This window comes from Bradyrhizobium sp. KZN70725, assembly GCF_055264925.1.
Map to the genome: position 1 here is coordinate 45,054 of NZ_JBUYWT010000049.1, position 14,355 is coordinate 59,408.

Consider the following 14,355-nt stretch of genomic DNA (forward strand, 5'->3'; position numbering starts at 1 on the left):
AAGCTTCGGCGAATTGCGAGCGTGGTGTCCCGGCCGGTCCGGACGGGCGCTCAGGCCGTTTGTGCGCGATAGTCGCCCGGCGTCATGGATTCGGATGCATTGAAGAGGCGGTAGAACGTCGCAAGGCTCTCGAAGCCGCAGGCAAAGGCGACCTCGGCGATCGTCTGCCTGGGCTGCTCGCGGAGCAGGCGGCGGCTTTGTTCGAGCCGGAGCGCGGTGACGGTCTCCGAGAAGCTCATCTCGGTTTCCTCGAACAGAATGTGCAGATGACGGACCGAGATGCCGAGCAGGCCGGCAATCAGGGTTGGCGACAGCGCCGCACGCGCCAGGTGGCGCCGGATCAGGCGCCGGGCCAGCGACAAATGGGCGGTTCGCAAGGCCTGCTGCGCGAGCCGGCTCTTCGGCCGCATGACGCCGCGTTCGATCAGCGCGATATGCGCCAGCGCCTGCACCGTCGGCGCTGTGCCCGCCGCCGCGGCATCATTGCTTTCGATGAGGTCGCGGAAGCATGCTTCCAGCAGGGCCCGCAGCGCGGTCTCATCCTGCACGGGCCTGGGGACGAGTTCGCCGAGCTCGGCGCCCGGCGGGACGATGTTGGCCACCGGGACCTTGATGATGCGCAGGTGGAAGCCGTCATCGTGCAGGGGGACAGTGCGATAGGGCAGGTCCGAATAGCTGGTCGCGAACATGCCGTCGCGAACGGCAAATTCATCGAGCCGCGCGCCGCCGAACCAGCCGCCGCCGCCAAGCTGCTGGTAGATGCACAGGCTGTCGCTGGCCGCATCGGCGATGTCGCCCGTGCGCCGCTCGACGCGGTACGGCGAGGCCCGCAGCTCGACCAGCCCGGCATCGCCGAGCTTGCGCAGCGAGAACTCGCCGAAGAAGTCGCGGCGCCGGTCGGCTTCCAACTCGGCGGTGACGCCGAACAGCCCCTTGGCGCGGACCTCGCGCCAATAGTCGAAGCGATCCTTGGGATCGACTTGATCAGTAGACCATGTGTGCACGGAAAAGCCGTTGCGACGTGCGGAGAGCTCGAACCGGATGGAGCTTCGAATCTATCACGCGGGCCGTAAAAAGAAACTTGACCTAAGACAAATCGGATCCCTCATTTCGGCCTGGCGTGGCCGGCCGGAACGGCCGTCCGCGGCCGGCCTTGAACCGGCGAAACGGCTGGTCCGACTATTAGACGGCGGTCGCACGGGCGGCGCATTTGTCGTGCAGGCGGGGAAACGGGATGAAGAGCTGGCTTTCGAGACTTTCGGCGATCCTTTGGGCGGTTGCATTTGTCGCATCGGCCGCACCCGCCCAGGCCGAAAAGCGCGTCGCGCTGGTGATCGGCAATAATGACTACAGGAACGTGCCCAGGCTGCAGAAGGCGGTCAACGACGCCCGCACCATGGGCGACACGCTGAAGCAGCTCGGCTTCAGCGTCATGGTAGCCGAGAACCTCAACCGGCAGGCGTTCTCCGAGACGCTGCTCGCGTTCGACCGCGCCGTCGAACCCGGCGATACCGCGTTCTTCTTCTATGCCGGCCACGGCTTCGAGATCGCCGGCCAGAATTTCCTGCTGCCGACCGACGTGCCGGCCGCCACCGAAGGGCAGGAGGAATTGGTGCGCGACGCCTCTGTTCTCGCCGACCGCATCGTCGAGCGCTTGCAGAACAAGAAGGCGCGCACCTCGATCCTGGTGTTCGACGCCTGCCGCAACAATCCGTTCGAGCGCGCCGGCACACGCGCGGTCGCCGGCGGCGGTGGCCTCGCGCCGATGACGCAACTGCCGGAGGGCGTGTTCTCGGTGTTCTCGGCGGGGCCGCGCCAGACCGCGCTCGACCGTCTTTCGAACGATGATGCCAATCCCAATTCGGTATTCACGCGGACCTTCGCCAAGGAGCTGCTGCAGCCCGGCGAGAATCTCGTGCAGGTCGCGCAGCGCACGCGGCGCCTGGTCAGTGAGATGGCCGAGACCGTGAAGCACAAGCAGATCCCGGTCTATTTCGACCAGATGGTCGACGATGTCTTCTTGAACGGGATCGCGAAGGGGCAGGCCGAGGCGACCAAGCCATCCGCGCCGCCGCAGCAGGTGGCCGCGCTGCCGCCGGTCGCGGTGCCGAAGCTGCCTAAGGAGGATTCGATCAACGCGCCGATCGCGAGCTTCTCGCGGCACAATGGCGGCTGGACCGTGGTGTTCTCGATCGCCGATCCGACGCTCGGGATTTCCTGGCGGATCGGCGACAGCGGCGATTTCCGCGAAACCGGCTTCATCGACACGCTCGATCCGCGCACGCGCAAGCGGATGCCCAATCCGTCGGTCGAGCTGCCGGCCGATGCGCCGGCCGCCACGATCGAGATTCGCTATGTCGATACGCAAGGCATGATGCAGGGGCCGTTCCCGATCAAGTTCGATCCCGACGCCGCGCTGATCCGCGACCAGCGCAAGATCCTCGACATGACCGCGACCAGCTGGCTGTCATTCCGCGAGTTCAACGGGCTGCTGGTCTACTATACGCACCTGATGTCGTATCGCTGCGCGATCCGCGAGGTGCGCATCGGCATCGACACCGCGGTGCCGGACAAGGTCCTGAAGATGCCATCCTGCAATTCGCGCGATCCCAGCGCGATCCCGTCTGACGCGCAGCCTTATCTGAAGCTTGCGCCGCAGACCAGGGCGGTCTCGGTCGAGCTGACCTATCGCGACGGCAGCGTGTCGGAAATCAAGACCTTCAGGCGATAGCCTTGCATCCTTGCCGCCAGATCCGCGTTACAATCGGATTCTGAGGGGCGAGGCAGCGGTGAGGACGGCTCATGGATGCAGGCAATCCGGCAGGGCCGAACACGCGTCAGATCAGGGCGCGCTGCTGCGTGGTCGGTGGTGGGCCGGCCGGCATGATGCTTGGCTATCTGCTCGGACGCGCCGGGGTCGATGTCGTGGTGCTGGAGAAGCACGCCGACTTCTTCCGCGACTTCCGCGGCGACACCGTGCATCCGTCGACCCTGCAGGTGATGGACGAACTCGGCCTGATCGACGGCTTCCTGAAGCTGCCGCATCAGGACATCCAGACGCTCGACGGCATGTTCGGCGGCACCTCGGTGCGGATCGCCGATCTCCGCCGCCTCAGCGTCAAATACCCCTTCATCGCGATGATGCCACAGTGGGACTTCCTCAATTACCTGCGCGAGAGCGGCAAGCGCTTCCCCTCGCTGAAGGTGCTGATGAAGGCCGAGGCGACCGATCTGATCCGGCGCGGCGATGCTGTCGCGGGCGTGCACGCGAACACACTCGACGGCCCGGTCGAGATCGAGGCGGATCTCACCGTCGGCTGCGACGGACGTCATTCGATCGTGCGCGAGCGCGCCGGCCTCGACGTCGAGGAGATCGGCGCGCCGATGGACGTTTTGTGGTTTCGCGTCGGGCGGCGTCCGGATGAGACCGAGAATTTGTTCGCCCGCGTCGAGCACGGCAAGATGATGGTGACGTTCGATCGCGGCGACTACTGGCAATGCGCCTATGTGATCGCCAAGGGCCAATACGAGGCGGTGAAGGCGAGGGGATTGCCGGCGCTGCTCGACGACGTGCTGCGGCTGGCGCCGATCCTCAAGGCCGGCATTGCCGACGTGAAGAGCTTTGACGACGTCAAGCTGCTCACGGTCGCGATCAATCGCCTGACGCGCTGGACCCGTCCCGGCCTGCTCTGCATCGGCGACGCCGCGCATGCGATGTCGCCGATCGGCGGCGTCGGCGTCAACCTCGCGGTGCAGGATGCGGTCGCGACCGCCAACATCCTGGCGGCGAAGCTCTTTCACGGCGTGCCGTCGGAAGACGAGCTCGATGCGGTGCGACGGCGCCGCGAATTCCCGGTGCGCGTGACACAGCGCATGCAGGTGATCGCGCAGAACAACATCATCAGCGCGGCGCTGAAGGCCGGCGATCAGCCGGTGCCGTTGGCGCTGCGGTTGATCACGGCAATGCCCTGGCTGCAGGGCCTCACCGCACGTCTGGTCGCCGTCGGGGTGCGGCCGGAGCACGTGCATTCGCCGGCCGCGGGCTGAACTGCGCGCCGCGCTCGCAAGCGCCGGGTTGCTGTGTTTTCAGGCCATCACCGAATAGCCGCCGTCGACGGGGATCGCGGTGCCGGTGACGAAGTCCGACGCCGGCGATGCCAGGAACACGGCGATGCCGGCGAAGTCGTCGATCGCCCCCCAGCGTGCCGCCGGCGTGCGCGCAAGCACGCGCTCGTGCAGCCCGGCCACCTGCTGGCGCGCACCTTTGGTCAGGTCGGTATCGATCCAGCCGGGCAGGATGGCGTTGACCTGGATGTTGTCGGGAGCCCAGGCGTTGGCGCAGGCGCGGGTGTACTGCACGATGCCGCCCTTGCTCGCGGCATAGGCCGCGGCGAAGCTCGCACCGAAGATCGACATCATCGAGCCGATATTGATGATCTTGCCGTGCCCCGACGCCTTGAGCGCCGGATAGGCCGCCTTCGAGCACATGAACGCGCTGGTGAGGTTGGTGTCGATCACCTTGCTCCACTCCTCCAGCTCGAGCTCGTGCGGAGGCTTGCGGATGCTCATGCCGGCGTTGTTGACGAGAATGTCGATCCGGCCGAGCTCGCGAACGACCCGTTCGATCATGGCGGCGACGGCGTCCTTGTCGGTCACGTCGGTTGCCACCGCGATCGCCTTGGCGCCGCGCTTGCCGAGATCCTCGACGGCGGCCTTCGACTTGGCCTCGTTGCGGCCGACCACGGCAACCGCCGCGCCGGCGTCCGCCAGGCCGCGCGCCATGCCAAGCCCGATGCCGCCATTGCCGCCGGTGACGATGGCGACCCGGCCCGAGAGATCAAACTGTCCGTTTTTCATTGTTGTTGTCCGCCGAGGTTTGAACCGGGCGCGAGAGTGCCCGATCGTCACGGCGCTGACCAGATCGGCTACAGCCGGTCCGCCCTGCGCCGGCGGGCTTGCGCATGGGGCGATTTCGATGACGTTCGGGCAACAAAAAAGCCCCGGACAATGCCGGGGCTTTTGCTCTGCTATCTCAGCAGGGATCAGTACGCAGCTCAGTACTTGGCGACAACCGGACCGGTCCAGTTGAAACGGTAGACCAGCGAGGTGCTGATGGTCTGGACAAGCGGCTTGAAGGTGATGTCGCGGCCGTTCGAGATGTTGGTGCCGTCGACCAGCTCCGAGATGTTCTTGTTGTCGTAGTAAGCGGCGCGATACTCGGTCTTCATGAACCAGCCCGGCGCGGTGATGCCGAAGATGTTCAGGTTGTTCTCGACGCCGCCGCCGACGAACCAGCCGCCGCGATCGAAGTCGTTGGTGTGCAGACCCGAGGGAAGCGCGCTCGCGGTGTTGAACAGCGTGGTGCCCTTCCAGTGGGAGCTGGAGTAACCGGCGTTGACGTAGGACAGGACGTTCGGCGCGATCAGGTAGCCGAGGCGCGCACCAGCCGCCCAGCTGTAGTCGTTCTTGATGTTGCCGGCGACGAACGGACCCTGATCCTGGATGGTGCCCTTCAGGCTGCCGAACTGACCGTCGGCGAACACGCCGATGACCCAGCTGTTGGCGGTCTGCCAGTCGTAACCGGCGCCGACGGTGCCGTACCAGCCGTCGCCGCCTTGGCGCTGGTTGAAGCCGAGGATCGGCGCACCCGTCACGGTCGACTGGACGCCCGTGTCAGCATCCCAGACGCCGCCGCCGCCACCGCCGAAGATGTAGAAGCCGGTCCAGCTCGGAGCGACCGGAACCGGGGCAGGAGCCTTGGTGTAGGGGCGGGCGGCCAGATCGGCAGCCGACGCCGATGCCGTCATCGCAGCAACCGCGGTCAGAGCGAGCAAAATCTTCTTCATATCCAAATCCTCGACTAGCGTTCGATCAGGTCGCTCAGGGGAGTGCGCTGGCACCGATTCCCGAAACTCATGGTCGAACTATACGTGGTTCCGCCGGAAATGCTGTTGCTGGTGAGACACATCCGGCCGAAAACGAAGCCACTGGGGCTCTCCGAACGGGCAAAATGGCAACGGCCGCCCCAATCTGGGGGCGGCCGGAAATTCATTTCAGATCAATCGGTTGGGCCTAGACGTCGAGTAGGTCGTCGCTGGCGAATTCGGCCTTGTCGGAAATGAAGGCGAAGCGGGCTTCGGCCTTGGTGCCCATCAGCCGCTCGACCGAGTCGGCGGTGCCCTCGCGATCGTCGGCCAGCAGCACCACGCGCAGCAGCGTGCGCTTGGCCGGATCCATCGTGGTTTCCTTCAGCTGCGCCGGCATCATCTCGCCGAGGCCTTTGAAGCGGTTCACCTCGACCTTGGCGTTGGCGTTGAACTCGCTCTTCAGCAGCTCGTCCTTGTGCGCGTCGTCGCGGGCGTAGATCGACTTGGTGCCGTGCTTCAGCTTGTAGAGTGGCGGAACCGCCAGATAGAGGTGCCCTTCGTCGATCAGCCGCGGCATCTGCCGGTAGAAGAAGGTGATCAGGAGCGATGCGATGTGCGCCCCGTCGACGTCGGCGTCGGTCATGATGATGATGCGCTGGTAGCGCAGATCCTCTTCGCGGTAATGCGCGAGCGTGCCGCAGCCGATCGCCTGCACGAGGTCGGAGAGCTGCGCGTTGGCGGTCAGCTTGTCCTTGCCGGCAGAGGCGACGTTGAGGATCTTGCCGCGCAGCGGCAGCACGGCCTGCGTCTTGCGGTCGCGCGCCTGCTTGGCGCTGCCGCCGGCCGAGTCACCTTCGACGATGAAGAGCTCAGAGCCTTCGGTACCGGCGTCGGAGCAGTCGGCGAGCTTGCCGGGCAGACGCAGTTTCTTGCCGGCCGTCTTGCGCGCGGTCTCCTTTTCCTGGCGGCGGCGCAGCCGCTCCTCGGCGCGATCGATCACGAAATCGAGCAGCCGGTTGGCCTGGTTCGGATTGCCTGACAGCCAGTGGTCGAACGGATCCTTCATCGCCTGTTCGACGATGCGCTGCGCTTCGGCGGTGGCGAGGCGGTCCTTCGTTTGGCCCTGGAATTCAGGCTCGCGCACGAACACCGAGAGCATCACGGCCGCGCCCACCATCACGTCTTCCGAGGTGATGGACGCCGCGCGCTTGCCCTGGCCCGCGCGTTCGGCGTGGTCCTTCAGACCGCGCAACAATGCGCTGCGCAGGCCGGATTCATGCGTACCGCCATCGGGCGTCGGCACCGTGTTGGTGTAGGACGACAGGAAGCCGTCGGCATCGGCCGTCCAGGCCACGGCCCATTCGCAGGCGCCATGCGCGCCGCTGCGGCCGGATTTGCCGGAGAAGATATCCTGATGCACCAGCGTATCGGCGTGGATCGCCGCGGCCAGATAATCCTTCAGTCCGCCGGGGAAGTGGAACTTGGCTTCCGACGGGACGTCTTCGACGCCCTTCAGGAGCTCCTGGTCGCAGTGCCAGCGAATCTCGACGCCGCCGAACAGATAGGCCTTCGAGCGCGTCATCTTGAACAGACGCTGCGGCTTGAAAGCCGCCTTGGCGCCGAAAATGTCGGTGTCCGGCTTGAAGCGGATGCGCGTGCCGCGGCGGTTGTTGACCTTGCCGAGGTCTTCGAGCTTGCCCTTGGGGTGGCCGCGCTCGAAGGTCATGCGATGCAACTGCCCGCTGCGCGCAACCTCGACCTCGAGCCGCGAGGAGAGGGCGTTGACCACGGAGACACCGACACCGTGCAAGCCGCCCGAGGTCTCGTAGACCTTGGAGTCGAACTTGCCGCCCGAGTGCAGCGTGCACATGATGACTTCGAGCGCCGACTTCTTCGGGAATTTCGGATGCGGGTCGACCGGAATGCCGCGGCCATTGTCGGTCACGGTCAGGAAGCCATCGGCGGTCAGCTCCACGTCGATGAAGGTGGCGTGGCCCGCCAGCGCCTCATCCATGCAGTTGTCGATCACCTCGGCGAACAGGTGGTGCAGGGCCTTCTCGTCGGTGCCGCCGATATACATGCCGGGGCGCCGGCGGACCGGTTCCAGCCCTTCCAGCACCTCGATGTCAGCCGCCGTATAGCCGGCTTCGGCGCTTCCAGCGGATCGCGAAGCAGCCTTCGCCGGGGCGCGTCCCTTCAGTTCCGGGGCTCCGAACAGATCGTCGGCAGATTTACTTTTGGCGTTCGACTTCAATGATTTGGCCATGGTTCTTCAAGTGACGCGCCGGTCACGGCGCGGCGAATCGGTTGCTCTGACTATGCCACGGATGGGCTGCCAATGGGGACGGCCGCGCCCTGGAGCCCGGCCATCCCCATAGATAGGAAACCGCGATTACGCCTGCGAGGTGCGGATTACAATGACCGTGAACAGGGCCATGGCGGCGACCACCAGCAGTGACCCGACGATCGGCGCCGCCTCGAACGACGGTCCCTTCAGCAGCACGGCGGCCACGCCGGCCGGGAACAGGACGCCGCCGACGATATGCAGCCAGCCCTGGATTCTGGCGAGCAGCATGCTGCCCGCTTCCGGCACCAGCCGGTAGTAGAGGCCGAACAGGAACAGCAGCACGCCGCCGACCAGATTGAGATGCGCATGCGCCGGCCCCAACGTGAAGTCGTGCTGGATACCCATGGCGATGCCCGCGAGCATTCCGAACAGCAGGACGAGAACGCTCACGCACATCATCAGCGATCCGATCATCCAGTAATTCCTTTTTCTTGTGAGGGAGATGCCAACCTGGACCTCAGGGGCCTTACGGGAAATCACGGTCGATCCCCGCCTTTGTGACTTGATGTCACGCAATCGGCTGGCTTACCTGTTCTTAGGCTGCGTGCCGCTAGAAAGGTTCATTCGAGGTTCAACGGAGCGGGAAGGCACACGACGAGATGGAAGACCTTGCGCGGGCCCTGGCCGAATTCGTGCGGCACCACCAGGCCTGGGCCGCTCCGATCGTCATGCTGCTGGCGTTCGCTGAATCGCTCGCCTTCATTTCATTGCTGGTTCCGGCCTGGGGCGCGCTGGTCGCGATCGGCGCCCTGATCGGCGTCAGCGGGATCAGCTTCTGGCCGATCTGGATCGCGGGCGGCGTTGGTGCCGCGCTCGGCGACTGGGTCTCCTACTGGTTCGGCTATCGCTACAAGGAGCAGGTCGCGCAGATGTGGCCCCTGTCGCGCTACCCGGAGATCCTGCCGCGGGGCGAGGCCTTCGTGAAGAGCTGGGGCGTGCCCAGCATCTTCATCGGCCGCTTCTTCGGTCCACTGCGCGCCTCGGTGCCGCTTGCGGCCGGCATTTTCGAGATGTCGTACTGGCAATTCCAGATCGCCAATTTCGTCTCCGCGCTGGTCTGGTCGGCGGCACTGCTGCTGTTCGGCGACGTCATTGCCCATGCCATCGAGTGGGTGTGGCGGGTGGTGTAGCAAGCTCCGGAATAAGGCCGACCTGCAGGGGTTAGGCGGGAGGGTAACCGCTCGCGCTGTCGGCATCGCGCGAGTATCGAAACGCTGATACAACCGCGCCCACCGGGCGCGAATTCATCGGGCGCAGTTTCACTGGGAAGGACAGCACATGGAATTGACACGACGTCATGCTCTCGCCGGCGCTGCCGGCATCGCCGCCGCACCGTTGCTATCAACCGTTCCTGCGGGCGCTGTGGCGCCGGTTGCCGACAAGCAGGCGCCGAGCTTCTATCGTTACAAGGTCGGCGACATCCTCGTCACCGTGGTGTCCGACGGCAAGAACGTCTTCAAGCTGGAAGACTCCTTCATCTCCAATGCAAAGCGGGATGACGTCAACGCGGCGCTTGAGAAGGCGTTCATGCCGCGCGACATGATGACGATCTGGTTCGCACCGCTGGTGCTCAACACCGGCGGCAAGCTGGTGGTGATCGACACCGGCAATGGCGCGCTGGCGAAGGCCAGCACGAAGGGCGCCAATGGCCTGTTCGCCGACAATTTCGTCGCCGCCGGCTTCGATCCCAAGAATGTCGACATGGTCGTGATCTCGCACTTCCACGGCGACCACGTGAACGGCCTCTTGACCGCCGAAGGCACGCCGGCATTCCCGAATGCCGAGGTGCTGGTGCCGGCGACCGAGTGGAAGTTCTGGATGGACGACGGCGAGATGAGCCGGGCACCGGCCGGCCGCATGCAGGGCCTGTTCAAGAACAACCGCAATATCTTCGAAGCCGGCCTGAAGAAGAAGGTCACGCCGTACGAGTGGGGCAAGGAGATCGCGCCGGGCCTGACCTCGGTCGAGACCGTCGGCCACACGCCGGGCCACACCTCCTACGTGCTGGCCTCGGGCCCGGACAAGGTCTTCATCCAGTCCGATGTCACCAACAATCCGAACCTGTTCGCGACCAACCCCGGCTGGCATGCGTTCTTCGACCAGGACGGCGACGTGGCGGAGAAGACCCGCCGGCGCATCTACGACATGGTGGTTGCCGAGCGGCTCCAGGTGCAGGGCTTCCACTATCCGTTCCCGGGCCTCGGCCATGTGGTGAAGGACGGCAGCGGCTATCGCGTCGTGCCGGCACCGTGGAATCCGGCGATTTAAGGTGTCATTCCGGGGCGATGCGTAAGCATCGAACCCGGAATCTCGCGCCGCAACCTCTGGATTCCCCGATGCGCAATTGCGCATCTGTGGTTCGCGCGCAAGGCGCGCGCGCCGGAATGACGAAAGCAAATCTTGACGTCAAGGGGGCGCGGCCTTATAGCCGCGCCCATGATTAACGCCGCGACCATCATCATTGCCCGCCGCCGCCGCATTATCGCGGTATGGGCGGTCGCTCGCGTTTAAGACCATCGCCTCTGCCGCCGGACCCGATCCCGCGGCGCTCTCCTGAAAAAGACACGCGGTTCGATCTGGCGGCTCCTTCGTCATGCAGGAGCTTTGACCATGTATACGCCACCGCCCTTCAAGCCTGACCGTGCCGCGAGCCTTGCCTTCGCGGAAGCGCGTGGTTTCGGCATGGCCTGCGCGTGGGACGGCGGCAAGCCGATCGCCTCCGCGCTCCCGTTCTACTTGACTTACGCCGCCGACGGGACGCCGCGGGCGCTGTTTCATGTTGCCCGTCACAATCCGCTGGTAAAGCTGGCGGGCGGGTCACCTTGGCTGCTGGCCGTTACCGGCGCCGACGCCTATGTTTCGCCGGACTGGTACGTGTCACCCGATCAGGTGCCGACTTGGCTCTATCAGGCGGTGCATCTGACCGGGCCGGTGCGGACGTTGTCGGATGACGAGCTTGCCGTTCAGATCGACGCGCTGAGCGCCAAGTTCGAGGACCGGCTGCTGCCGAAAAAGCCGTGGGTGTCGGGCAAGATGACCGCCGCGAGGCTGGAAACCATGAAGAAGGCCATCGTGGGTCTCGAGATGATGGTGGAAGAGGTGGAGGGCAGCTTCAAGCTGAACCAGCACAAGTCTGAAACCGATTTCGCGGCGGTCGGCAACACGCTCGCTTTGCAGGCCGAAGCCGGTGCCCAAGACATCGCGGCCTTGATGCGCGAGGTGCGCCCGCAGGCTTTCGCGCTGATACAGACCGAGATGACTACGCTTCCGAGGAGCGAGCAATGACGAAGAAGAAAATCGGAATTTTGGGCGCGTCCGGCTACACCGGCGCCGACGCGGTGCGCCTGTTGGCGCGGCACCCGAATGCCGAAATCACCGCGCTTACCGCTAACACCCATGCCGGCAAGACGATGAGCGAGGTGTTTCCTCACTTCTTCATGCTCGACCTGCCAAAACTCGTGGAATGGGAAAAGGTCGACTGGACGCGGCTCGATGCCGTGTTCTGCGGACTGCCGCACGGGACGACGCAAGAGATCATCGCCGCGGTGCTGAAAGCCAATCCCAGAATCAAGATCCTCGATATGTCCGCGGATTTCCGGCTGCGCAACAAAGACAGCTACGCGCAATGGTACGGGCATGAGCACCGGGCGCTCGAATTGCAGGACGAGGCGGTCTATGGGCTGACCGAACTCTACCGGGAGGAGGTCACGGCCGCGCGGCTGGTAGCCTGTCCCGGCTGCTATCCGACGGCGGTGCTGCTGGCGCTTGTTCCGCTGGCGAAGGCAAAGCTGATTGACGTCGACGACATCATCATCGACGCAAAGTCGGGCGTCACCGGCGCCGGACGCGGACTGAAGCAGAACACGCTGTTCAGCGAGGCCGGCGAAGGGTTGTCGCCCTATTCGATCGGAAGCCATCGACACTCGGCGGAGATTGAGCAGGAGATTGGCGCGGCCGCTGGCTCGGCTGTGACGGTGAACTTCACCCCGCATCTCATTCCGATGGCGCGGGGCGAGTTCTGCACATCCTATGTCAAGCTCAACGGGGCTACGCCGGACGATTTGCGCGCCGAGCTGGAAAGGGCCTACGCCAACGAGCCGTTCGTATATGTGACGAAGAAGGGTGTGCTGCCACAGACGCAGAACGTGCGTGGTTCGAATTATGTTCAGATCGGCGTCGTCGCCGACCGGATCAAGAACCGCGCCATCGTGCTCTCGACGCTCGATAATCTTGTGAAGGGTTCGGCCGGACAGGCGATCCAGAACATGAACCTGATGTTCGGCTTGCCCGAAACCACCGGACTGGAGCAGATCGCGCTGTTTCCATGAGCGGGGGTTGTTGTCGCTGGCGAGGGGCGCTCAATCTAAGGATAACTGCTCATCCCCGTTGGCGGCGCAGGCGCGGCCAGATGTGTTAAACGAAACGAACGAGCTCGAAAGGAACGTGCCATGACCCTCACCGACACCAACCAACCGAAAACCAGGAGCGGTGCGACCAAGGCCACTGTGTTCGTCGATGGCGGCTCAGGCACCACCGGCCTCGGTATCCAGGAACGGCTGCACGCGATCGGCGACGTCGCGGTGAAGCACATCGCCGAGGACAAGCGGAAGGACGCCGGCGCAAAGCGCGCGCTGATGGAGGAGGTGGATCTCGTGATCCTCTGCCTGCCTGACGAGGCCGCCAAGGAGACCGTGGCGTTGATCGACACGATGGGCAATGCCGCGCCGAAAGTGCTCGACGCCTCGACGGCCTATCGCGTTGCGCCCGACTGGGCCTACGGTTTCCCCGAGCTCGCGCCCGACCAGGCCGACAAGATCCGTAACGCGAAGAAGGTCTCCAATCCGGGTTGCTATCCGACCGGTGCGATCGCGCTGCTGCGGCCGATCGTCGATGCCGGCGTGCTGCCGGCGGATTATCCCGTCACCGTCAACGCGGTGAGCGGCTATTCGGGCGGCGGCAAGTCGATGATCGCCAGCTTCGAGGACGGCTCGGCGCCGGCCTTCGAACTCTACGGCCTCGGCTTCGAGCACAAGCACGTTCCGGAGATGCAGCTCTATTCGCACCTGACGCGAAGGCCGATCTTCATCCCGTCGGTCGGCAACTACCGGCAGGGCATGCTGGTCTCGGTGCCGCTGCAACTCGACGCGCTGCCGGGCAAGCCTGATGGTACCGATCTGCAAGCGGCTCTGGCGAAATGGTACGCCGGCAGCAAATATGTCTCGGTGATGCCGCTGCAGAACGAGGCCGCCAAGGGCGGGCGGCTCGAGCCGGAGGCGCTCAACGAGACCAACCAGCTCGAGCTCTACGTCTTCGCCAGCGACAAGCACCGCCAGGCGGTGCTGGTCGCGCGGCTCGACAATCTGGGCAAGGGCGCCTCGGGTGCCGCGGTCCAGAACATGCGGCTGATGCTCGGGCTGGCCGACAGCTGACGGCGACGCGGATCGTGGACGACGCCACGCTGCAGTTCTATCGGCGCAATGCCGAGGCCTATGCCGGGTGGGCGAAAGCCCCGTCCACCCGGCTGATCGGCTTTCTGAAGCTGCTGCCGCCGGGCGGCGCGATCCTCGAACTCGGCTGCGGCGCCGGCAATCATGCCGCCGTCATGCTCGCCGAAGGCTTTGTGCTGCGTGCGACCGACGGGTCGCCCGAGATGGCCGAGGTCGCGGCGCGCCGCATCAAACATCCCGTCGAGGCGATGCTGTTCGATGAGCTCGAGGACCGCGAAGCCTATGACGGCGTCTGGGCCAGCGCCTGCCTGCTGCACGTGCCGCGCGACGAATTGGCCGGCATCATCGGCCGCATCCATCGGGCGCTGAAACCCGGTGGCGTTTTCTACGCGAGCTACAAAATCGGCCATGGCGATGGCCGCGACAGCATCGGCCGCTACTACAATTATCCCGCGGCGGACTGGCTCGCTGCGACCTACGCCGCGTCAGGGGCGTGGACGCAAGTCTCGTCCGACACCAGCGAGATCAAGAGCTTTGACGAGGCGCCCGCGACGATGCTGCACATCGTGGTGCGCAAGGGCGGCTAGTAGCTCGTCACAGTGATTTTGACTCTTTGGGTATGCCTGGATAGGCGCGCCCCAGTTTGGTGCGAGCTTTGTCCGTTGTGAACATCCAGTTGATACGGGCGCGAGTT

The 14,355-nt window shown here is 64.9% G+C and carries 13 protein-coding genes; 8 read left to right on the top strand and 5 right to left on the bottom strand.

Going from position 1 to position 14,355, the window contains the following annotated elements; translation table 11 throughout:
- Nucleotides 1-50 precede the first annotated feature (50 nt).
- Nucleotides 51-1,004, bottom strand: coding sequence for a helix-turn-helix transcriptional regulator (locus ACZBJS_RS32550; RefSeq protein WP_316397209.1), 954 nt, complete (start codon nt 1,002-1,004; stop codon nt 51-53).
- Between the two features lie 230 nt (nt 1,005-1,234).
- Here ACZBJS_RS32550 and ACZBJS_RS32555 point away from each other — a divergent pair, with 230 nt between their 5' ends.
- Together ACZBJS_RS32555 and ACZBJS_RS32560 are read left to right on the top strand one after the other, a co-directional pair.
- A complete protein-coding gene (locus tag ACZBJS_RS32555) occupies nt 1,235-2,731 on the top strand; it encodes a caspase family protein (protein WP_141341088.1) in 1,497 nt (498 codons plus the stop codon).
- Nucleotides 2,732-2,802: 71 nt separating this feature from the next.
- Nucleotides 2,803-4,047: an FAD-dependent oxidoreductase gene (locus ACZBJS_RS32560; protein WP_082653893.1), complete on the top strand. Its 1,245-nt coding sequence runs from the start codon at nt 2,803-2,805 to the stop codon at nt 4,045-4,047.
- A gap of 39 nt (nt 4,048-4,086) precedes the next feature.
- On the opposite strand, the gene ACZBJS_RS32565 is transcribed toward ACZBJS_RS32560, so the two are convergent.
- From ACZBJS_RS32565 to ACZBJS_RS32580, 4 genes are all read right to left on the bottom strand, one after another.
- Nucleotides 4,087-4,857, bottom strand: a complete 771-nt coding sequence (locus ACZBJS_RS32565) for an SDR family NAD(P)-dependent oxidoreductase (RefSeq protein WP_316397210.1) — start codon at nt 4,855-4,857, stop codon at nt 4,087-4,089.
- Nucleotides 4,858-5,054: 197 nt separating this feature from the next.
- Nucleotides 5,055-5,846, bottom strand: a complete 792-nt coding sequence (locus ACZBJS_RS32570; protein ID WP_028332202.1) for an outer membrane protein — start codon at nt 5,844-5,846, stop codon at nt 5,055-5,057.
- Between the two features lie 226 nt (nt 5,847-6,072).
- On the bottom strand, nt 6,073-8,133 hold the full coding sequence (gene parE / locus ACZBJS_RS32575; protein ID WP_316397211.1) for a DNA topoisomerase IV subunit B: 2,061 nt from the start codon (nt 8,131-8,133) through the stop codon (nt 6,073-6,075).
- 126 nt (nt 8,134-8,259) lie between these two features.
- Nucleotides 8,260-8,628 carry a hypothetical protein gene (locus tag ACZBJS_RS32580; protein WP_057018594.1) on the bottom strand — a complete coding sequence of 123 codons (369 nt, stop codon included), beginning with the start codon at nt 8,626-8,628 and terminating at the stop codon, nt 8,260-8,262.
- 185 nt (nt 8,629-8,813) lie between these two features.
- Between ACZBJS_RS32580 and ACZBJS_RS32585 the strand changes: the two genes are divergently transcribed.
- From ACZBJS_RS32585 to ACZBJS_RS32610, 6 genes are all read left to right on the top strand, one after another.
- Entirely contained in the window at nt 8,814-9,344 is a 531-nt protein-coding gene (locus ACZBJS_RS32585) for a DedA family protein (protein WP_028332199.1), read from the top strand.
- Between the two features lie 148 nt (nt 9,345-9,492).
- Complete coding sequence (locus ACZBJS_RS32590) at nt 9,493-10,482, top strand: MBL fold metallo-hydrolase (RefSeq protein ID WP_253590339.1); 990 nt, start codon at nt 9,493-9,495, stop codon at nt 10,480-10,482.
- A 342-nt stretch (nt 10,483-10,824) separates the two neighbouring features.
- Entirely contained in the window at nt 10,825-11,499 is a 675-nt protein-coding gene (locus tag ACZBJS_RS32595; protein WP_057018592.1) for an FMN-binding negative transcriptional regulator, read from the top strand.
- Complete coding sequence (gene argC, locus ACZBJS_RS32600; RefSeq protein ID WP_057018591.1) at nt 11,496-12,542, top strand: N-acetyl-gamma-glutamyl-phosphate reductase; 1,047 nt, start codon at nt 11,496-11,498, stop codon at nt 12,540-12,542. The genes ACZBJS_RS32595 and argC (ACZBJS_RS32600) overlap by 4 nt, the downstream gene beginning before the upstream one ends.
- A 120-nt stretch (nt 12,543-12,662) precedes the next feature.
- Nucleotides 12,663-13,643, top strand: a complete 981-nt coding sequence (gene argC, locus ACZBJS_RS32605; protein WP_316397212.1) for an N-acetyl-gamma-glutamyl-phosphate reductase — start codon at nt 12,663-12,665, stop codon at nt 13,641-13,643.
- A gap of 14 nt (nt 13,644-13,657) precedes the next feature.
- Nucleotides 13,658-14,248: a class I SAM-dependent methyltransferase gene (locus tag ACZBJS_RS32610; protein WP_316397213.1), complete on the top strand. Its 591-nt coding sequence runs from the start codon at nt 13,658-13,660 to the stop codon at nt 14,246-14,248.
- The last annotated feature ends 107 nt before the right edge of the window (nt 14,249-14,355 follow it).

Bases quoted from the DNA above. Each gene is read 5' to 3' on its own strand.
- ACZBJS_RS32555 (WP_141341088.1), top strand. From the start codon at position 1,235: ATGAAGAGCTGGCTTTCGAGACTTTCGGCGATCCTTTGGGCGGTTGCA.
- ACZBJS_RS32560 (WP_082653893.1), top strand. From the start codon at position 2,803: ATGGATGCAGGCAATCCGGCAGGGCCGAACACGCGTCAGATCAGGGCG.
- ACZBJS_RS32565 (WP_316397210.1), bottom strand. From the start codon at position 4,857: ATGAAAAACGGACAGTTTGATCTCTCGGGCCGGGTCGCCATCGTCACC.
- ACZBJS_RS32570 (WP_028332202.1), bottom strand. From the start codon at position 5,846: ATGAAGAAGATTTTGCTCGCTCTGACCGCGGTTGCTGCGATGACGGCA.
- parE (WP_316397211.1), bottom strand. From the start codon at position 8,133: ATGGCCAAATCATTGAAGTCGAACGCCAAAAGTAAATCTGCCGACGAT.
- ACZBJS_RS32580 (WP_057018594.1), bottom strand. From the start codon at position 8,628: ATGATCGGATCGCTGATGATGTGCGTGAGCGTTCTCGTCCTGCTGTTC.
- ACZBJS_RS32585 (WP_028332199.1), top strand. From the start codon at position 8,814: ATGGAAGACCTTGCGCGGGCCCTGGCCGAATTCGTGCGGCACCACCAG.
- ACZBJS_RS32590 (WP_253590339.1), top strand. From the start codon at position 9,493: ATGGAATTGACACGACGTCATGCTCTCGCCGGCGCTGCCGGCATCGCC.
- ACZBJS_RS32595 (WP_057018592.1), top strand. From the start codon at position 10,825: ATGTATACGCCACCGCCCTTCAAGCCTGACCGTGCCGCGAGCCTTGCC.
- argC (WP_057018591.1), top strand. From the start codon at position 11,496: ATGACGAAGAAGAAAATCGGAATTTTGGGCGCGTCCGGCTACACCGGC.
- argC (WP_316397212.1), top strand. From the start codon at position 12,663: ATGACCCTCACCGACACCAACCAACCGAAAACCAGGAGCGGTGCGACC.